Raw genomic sequence first — 6,549 nt, 5'->3', positions numbered from 1 at the left:
AAAGGTCGTGGTGTGTGCAATACCTCAAGAAAAACTGGGTGCTAAGTTAAAATTTTGTGCGGATCGCAGTGATCAAATCTGATCGCCACGGCTTTATTCTGGTTTATTTAAGATCAAAACCATATCTGCCGTCCCATCTTCGAAATGCACTTCAATCTCAAAACCTAATTTTTGCGCTAGCGTCAACATGCCTCGGTTGGTTGGCATGGTCATGCCGGAAATTTGTAAGGTTCCTTTCAAGCGACAATAGTCGATGATTTTTTGCAGCAAGATTTTACCTAAACCTTTTCCTTTTAAATCCGAACGGATCAAGATGGCGAACTCAGCATCGCTATTCTCAGGGTTAATGAGTGCTCGTGAAACGCCAATAATACTCTCTTGATCATTGGTATGATCCACTGCGACAAAAGCCATTTCTCGGTCATAGTCAATTTGAGTAAAATTGGCTAAGGCTTCATGGTTAAACTCGCCGACATCCGAAAAAAAGCGTTTGTACAAATCTTCTTTTGATACGTTACGGATAAACTCTGCATGATGCGGCTCATCTTCGGGCAAGATTGGGCGTAAGGTAATAGCCGAGTTGTCCTTTAGGATCACACTTTCTTCAAACTCACTTGGATAGGGGCGGATAGCTAATCTACTTTGTCCGTCACCTTGGTAATCTTTTAGGACTAAGTTGGCATCCAATATGGTGAATTGATTGCCATTGGCTAAAACCGGGTGAATATCTAATTCATCTATTTGTGGACATTCAATAATCATCTGCGAGATACGGACTAAAAACTCAGATAACCCATCAATATTCATTGGCTCTGGTAGTTTTTGCAGCCGAATTTTCCCGCTGCGTATTGCTCTGACAATCAGATAACGAGCGAGCGTCATATTCAGTGGGGGTAGTGCGGCGGCGGCATCGATTGATTCATCCCATTCTGAACCACCTTGTCCCAGTAAAATGACCGGGCCAAAGGTTGTATCAGTGATCACTTTGATCCTGAGCTCTTCACCGCCAGCGAGCTTTGCCATTGCCTGAACCAATAACCCATGAACATTAGCGGAAGGATACGAGATCTGCGTGCGATCCAATATCGCTTGTGCTGCGCTTGCCACTTCGTGGCGGTTGCGTAGATTGAGCATCACGCCTTGCACATCTGATTTATGCGTAATATCGGGCGAACGCAATTTCACCACGACTGGGTAACCAATTTGCTCGGCAATATGTACCGCTTCACTGGCATCAGAAGCTATCCAAGTTGGTAATACGTTAAAATTAAAACATTTAAATAGCTTGCCTATTTGGTGTGTATCAAGGTGGCGGGTAGGGTGTATATCCAGTTGCTCCGCTATCCATTGCTGCGCGCTGTGTATTTCTGACACGTGAACGGGTTCTGCGGTCGTCGGCGTTTCCATTAGTTGCTTTTGATTTCGACGGTACTCGACTAAGTGCATGAATGCCACTACTGCACTTTCTGGCGTTCGATAGGTTGGAATGCCCGCTTGGGTAAATATTTGTCTAGCCGGGCGCGCGGTAAGTTCACCTGACCAATTGGTTAGGATGTTAAAACGTTTATGGCGAGGGTGCGCTTTAATCGCGTCGACCACCGCTTGAGCGGTTTGCTCAGACTGCGCAATCGCAGATGGGCTGTGCATAATGAGAATGGCATCGGTTTTATCACTATCTAGCAGCACATTTAGTGTATTAACGTAGCGAGTATGATCCGCATCACCCACCATATCGACCGGATTACTGTGAGACCAACTTTTAGGCAGGCACTGATTTAGTTTTTGATAAGTAGACTCTTCAAGATCGGCAAGCTTTCCGCCTCGATCTAACAAGGTATCGACGGCCATAATAGCTGGCCCGCCACCATTGGTAATAATAGCAAGACGTTCACCTTGTAATGGAACGGAGTGAGTGAGTGTTTCAACAGCGGCAAAGAGTTCATGGGTATTATTCACCCGTAACATACCCGTGCGTTGAATTGCGGAGTCATAAATAATGTCGAGTGTATTGTCTCCACCAGTATGTGCTTGCGCCGCTTTACGTCCAGCAAGCGTTCTTCCTCCTTTTAATACTAAGATTCGCCGGTTACGTGACGCGGCACGCGCTGCCGACATAAAACGGCGAGCATCCTTAATCGTATCAACATAAAGCAAAATGGCTTGGGTGTGTCTATCCGTGCTCAGGCAATCAAGCAAGTCAGAGAAATCGATGTCGCTGGCATTACCAAGAGAAATAAATGCTGAAAATCCGATCTCTTTGTCATTTGCCCAATCTAAAATCGTGGTACAAACCGCTGCAGATTGTGAAATAAAGGCAATGTTACCTTTTAAGGCTGTGACAGGAGAAAACGAAGCGTTGAAATTTAACCAAGGTAGGATCAGCCCTAAGCTATTGGGGCCCAAAATGCGCATTCCTGCCGATTTTGCAATGCTAGAACATTGGGCTTGGATTTCGACTCCTTGAGCATCTTCAGTATACATATCAGATGAAAGTACGATGACGGAGCTGATGCCTTTATCTGCCAATTGCTTAAATAAGGTGACGTTGCGTGTTGCGTGCGTGCATAAAATCGCAATATCAGGGACGATAGGCAGAGATTCGATACTTTTGTAGGCCAATACGCCACAGACGGATGGATAATAAGGCGTGACAGGCATAATCGCACCATCGAAGCCTCCTTGAAGTAGGTTCTTCATCACAATATTGCCAGCACGAAGCGAGCGTACTGATGCACCAACAACCGCGATCGATTTTGGTTTCAGGAATGGATTTAAATTGTTCATGTTGATGAACCTTTCACTCACGAATTACCGTTAGCTTAGCGAACAAATGCTATCCTTGTTCACTATATTGGTTTGATTGTGATCATTACGTCGTGAGACAACTGCGACTTTGTGCCATAAATCACAGTACAAAGGTATATAATCACAAAGCGAGCTTGATTCTGAGCGTCGCTATCGGCATGATTTATAGTAATTTCTACTTAAGGCGTTGAACAATTCATGAAAAAAATCACAATTGTCGGTTTATCAGTGCTTCTGGCTGCCTGTGCATCTGATACATACATTACCGATGTCACCTCTGAAAGCCATCGTGAAGAGTACAAAGTTGCTCCGGTTCAGCAACCAGTAGTCGCTCAAGAAGGCATGGCTACTGGAATTTCTGAGAGCAATGTCGAAACGAATGTGGTGAAGATGTCTCCTAACGATACAGAGAAAAAAGTCGTTAAGATGAGCCCTCAAAGCAAAGCCGCAGTAGCGCTCATTCCACCGACAGCTAAACAGACGGCAATGAATCCGCGTTTTGGCTACACCATTCAGGTCGTTGCTGTTGGATCACAGAATAAAGTTGATCAGTTTGCCAGTAAACTGCCCAATTCTGACGGCCAACCTATTTGGGAAAATTATAAAGTAGTGAATGGAACCAAGTGGTACACCGTACTTTATGGTGACTACGCAACTCGTGCCGATGCTGTTGAAGCAATTAAAACACTGCCAACCGAGTTTCAAGCAATGAAACCTTTTGCCAAAAGTATTGATACCATCAAAAATTCGGAATTTCCGACACTCAATAAGTTGAACTGATTCTGGATTTTATCGCGAATAAATGATCAAAGGGGCTTATGCCCCTTTATTGCTTATAACTTAGCCTGTTACAACAGTAAAAAGGTTTTCCTTGGCTAAAACCGTGTAACTTCACACTGAATTGATTATCATGCTTTATAGTTTATTCGTCAGCAGCATGGACAGATTTTAATGACTCAAACAACAATCCTATTATTATGTGGTGGCGGTTCGTCAGAACATGAAGTTTCACTTGTGTCAGCCAACTATTTACAAGCACAACTTGAAAAAACAGAAGGTTTTCAAGTTATTCGCGTCGAAATGCGACCCGATGGTTGGTACAGTGAAAAGGGCGATCTGAGCTTCTTAGACACGAATGCTGCAACGTTGAATACCAATGGTGTTGCCGTCAATATCGATTTTGTGGTTCCTTGCATTCATGGTTATCCAGGGGAAACGGGCGACATTCAATCGATGCTCGAGCTGGCTGGCATCCCATATTTAGGTTGTGGTCCAGAAGCCAGTGCTAACAGCTTTAATAAAATTACATCTAAGCTTTGGTACGATGCGCTGGGTATTCCTAATACACCTTATCTTTTTCTTTCAGAAAATAATGCACAAGCGCATCAGCAGTGTAATCAGGCTCTGGAAAAATGGGGAAGTGTGTTTATTAAAGCGGCGAGACAAGGCTCATCTGTTGGTTGTTACAAAGTCACCGAGGCTTCCCAGCTCAATAGCGCAATCGATGCGGCTTTTAGCTACTCGGAACAAGTTCTGGTTGAAAAAGCAGTGAAACCTAGGGAATTAGAAGTTGCCGCTTATCAGCTTGATGGTGTTTTATATCTTTCTAAGCCGGGTGAGATCATCGCACCAGAAGACGCATTTTATACTTATGAAGAAAAATACAGTGCGACTAGCCATTCGATGACTGAAGTACAAGCTCAGAATTTAACCAGAGATCAATTAGAAATGATAAGTGATTGTGCTGCTAGGGTTTTTACCCACATGAAGCTTAGGCACCTTGCACGTATTGATTTCTTTTTAACCCCAGAGGGAAACATTTATCTTAATGAAGTTAACACCTTCCCAGGCATGACTCCCATTTCAATGTTTCCTAAAATGTTAGAGCATAATGGGCATAGGTTTCATAAATTTCTAGCCAATTGCGTGACAACGTCACTTAATCAAAAGGTTTAATGACCTTAAATTTCATCTGTTCACTTTCTGCAATGTCGAGCTTACCAATGTATTGAGCTGGCATTGCAGGGCTTAACCATCGTCCAAATTGCTGAATATCTTGAGTTTTATAACCTTGTTTCGCCAGTTCTTGAGCCGCACCAACACGGGTTGATTGGCCTGAAAACCTCAATTCAAATATGCCTAAACGTTGCCCTGCATGACGTAAGATACGGAAAATAGATGCATCATTTAAAGATCTATTTGAAATATTGCCATGGCGATCGATTGAACAAAACACAATTTTCGACTCTTTATTGAGTAATTGTAGCCACTTTTTAAGTGCAAGAGAGGCCGATTCAGAAAGATAATAATCGACATTTCCCACGATGATCTTCGTTTGCCCATCCACAGTTAAGACTTGTCCTGTACTTAGTTTTTTAAGCTCACTTCGTTTCAAAGCACACTCAAACATCACATAATAGATTGCAAGATCGCGGATATCCTTTTTGTGAGGTGAATGAATAAGTTGTATATCTAGTGCTAATAAATGTTTTTTCGTTAACGGTGTCGCTTGCTTAGCATCATCACCTTTCTCTCCTTTAAGACGAAACAAAGAAAGTTGAGTGCGTCGGTTTTGCGTGGGGTCTTTCATCGAAAGTAGGTGATGGATGATACCAATGGTGACTATGTAACGCCTGATAGTCGCGTATTTTCTCACTCGAGCTTCCGTTTCGATAAATTGCCTAACAGCTGTTGTTGAGCCAGGAAGAGGAGTAACACATCTTATTTTGCAAAATGTAACAAAATGATTCCAATCTTTAGTCATGGCCAAAGCGGAGTTCTTCGAATATTGCCAATGTGTCAAATGTTGAAATTGTTCAAAGCAAACTGTGTCGGAAAATTCGGTAACCTTTTGTTTTAAAATCATAGGATCTGTGATGAGAGGGATGTTTTTTTTCATCTTGATGCACTATAACAATATGGTTTATCGATAAATATACTTGATAACGGTGAAGATACAATTATTATTTAACTAACCTATAATTAAAAAGACCAATAACATATGGCTATAGCGACGTATCGAGGATTTACCCTTACATCTGCGCCTAACTCTACAGATATATGGCAAGTTAAGATCAAAAACCATGTTTTGACTGGTAACCTTGCGGCAGTTAAAAAAAGCATAGACTGGTGGTGTGATACTGCCTCTATCATTGATCCTAGAGAGTTCAGTGCGGTAGGTAAGAAGAGAGAGGCTCCAAATGGTAAACAAGAGCAATTTGGCGGCTTTACACTGAAGAATGATACAGGTGAGCTCAATGGGTGGTATTGCTTTTTCAATGGTCGCTTAATCAAAGGTTCAAAAGTGGCTATTCAAAAACATATCGAAGCTTATTTGCTTGCAAAACAGAAAGCAGAACAATTAAAGAAGTAAATGATTTATGACACTTGTATATTCTACGGATTTAGGCCGTATCAAAGCTGAGCCTGAAATTATAGAACGCCCTAAAGGAGATGGAGTGGTTAGAATCCATCGTCAAACAAAAGGGCGAAAAGGGAAAGGCGTGAGTATCGTGACCGGCTTGGATTTAGATGATACTGCACTAAAGCTATTCGCGGCAGAACTCAAGAAAAGTTGTGGGTGTGGTGGCTCAGTAAAAGATGGTGAAATAGAGATCCAGGGTGATGCTCGAGATAAAATTAAAGCTTATTTAGAAAAGAAAGGTTTCAGAGTTAAACTAGCCGGAAATTAACGTATTAATAACTAGAATGAAATCTTCGATTATCAGACTAGTTATTAGGTAA

The 6,549-nt window shown here is 42.2% G+C and carries 6 protein-coding genes; 4 read left to right on the top strand and 2 right to left on the bottom strand.

Going from position 1 to position 6,549, the window contains the following annotated elements; genetic code table 11:
* Window positions 1–93 precede the first annotated feature (93 nt).
* Complete coding sequence (locus AACQ21_RS03245) at window positions 94–2,784, bottom strand: bifunctional acetate--CoA ligase family protein/GNAT family N-acetyltransferase (protein WP_105977310.1); 2,691 nt, start codon at window positions 2,782–2,784, stop codon at window positions 94–96.
* A gap of 219 nt (window positions 2,785–3,003) precedes the next feature.
* Here AACQ21_RS03245 and AACQ21_RS03240 point away from each other — a divergent pair, with 219 nt between their 5' ends.
* Together AACQ21_RS03240 and AACQ21_RS03235 are read left to right on the top strand one after the other, a co-directional pair.
* Complete coding sequence (locus AACQ21_RS03240) at window positions 3,004–3,585, top strand: SPOR domain-containing protein (RefSeq protein WP_013867790.1); 582 nt, start codon at window positions 3,004–3,006, stop codon at window positions 3,583–3,585.
* A 171-nt stretch (window positions 3,586–3,756) separates the two neighbouring features.
* Window positions 3,757–4,761, top strand: coding sequence for a D-alanine--D-alanine ligase (locus AACQ21_RS03235; RefSeq protein ID WP_105977309.1), 1,005 nt, complete (start codon window positions 3,757–3,759; stop codon window positions 4,759–4,761).
* On the opposite strand, the gene AACQ21_RS03230 is transcribed toward AACQ21_RS03235, so the two are convergent.
* A complete protein-coding gene (locus AACQ21_RS03230) occupies window positions 4,745–5,704 on the bottom strand; it encodes a tyrosine-type recombinase/integrase (protein ID WP_094151561.1) in 960 nt (319 codons plus the stop codon). The two genes, AACQ21_RS03235 and AACQ21_RS03230, sit on opposite strands and share 17 nt — an antisense overlap.
* 102 nt (window positions 5,705–5,806) lie before the next feature.
* On the opposite strand from AACQ21_RS03230, the gene AACQ21_RS03225 reads away from it, so the two are divergent.
* Together AACQ21_RS03225 and yciH are read left to right on the top strand one after the other, a co-directional pair.
* Window positions 5,807–6,178, top strand: coding sequence for a DUF3319 domain-containing protein (locus AACQ21_RS03225; protein WP_013867787.1), 372 nt, complete (start codon window positions 5,807–5,809; stop codon window positions 6,176–6,178).
* A gap of 7 nt (window positions 6,179–6,185) precedes the next feature.
* Complete coding sequence (yciH, locus tag AACQ21_RS03220; protein WP_019282715.1) at window positions 6,186–6,497, top strand: stress response translation initiation inhibitor YciH; 312 nt, start codon at window positions 6,186–6,188, stop codon at window positions 6,495–6,497.
* Window positions 6,498–6,549 lie beyond the last annotated feature (52 nt).

Source organism: Vibrio sp. V01_P9A10T6 (assembly GCF_963877065.1).
GTDB lineage: Bacteria > Pseudomonadota > Gammaproteobacteria > Enterobacterales > Vibrionaceae > Vibrio > Vibrio anguillarum.
This window is presented reverse-complemented; position numbering and strand designations above follow the sequence as displayed.

Coding starts and splice junctions, on each gene's coding strand:
- AACQ21_RS03245 (WP_105977310.1), bottom strand. CDS start 2,784: ATGAACAATTTAAATCCATTCCTGAAACCAAAATCGATCGCGGTTGTT.
- AACQ21_RS03240 (WP_013867790.1), top strand. CDS start 3,004: ATGAAAAAAATCACAATTGTCGGTTTATCAGTGCTTCTGGCTGCCTGT.
- AACQ21_RS03235 (WP_105977309.1), top strand. CDS start 3,757: ATGACTCAAACAACAATCCTATTATTATGTGGTGGCGGTTCGTCAGAA.
- AACQ21_RS03230 (WP_094151561.1), bottom strand. CDS start 5,704: ATGAAAAAAAACATCCCTCTCATCACAGATCCTATGATTTTAAAACAA.
- AACQ21_RS03225 (WP_013867787.1), top strand. CDS start 5,807: ATGGCTATAGCGACGTATCGAGGATTTACCCTTACATCTGCGCCTAAC.
- yciH (WP_019282715.1), top strand. CDS start 6,186: ATGACACTTGTATATTCTACGGATTTAGGCCGTATCAAAGCTGAGCCT.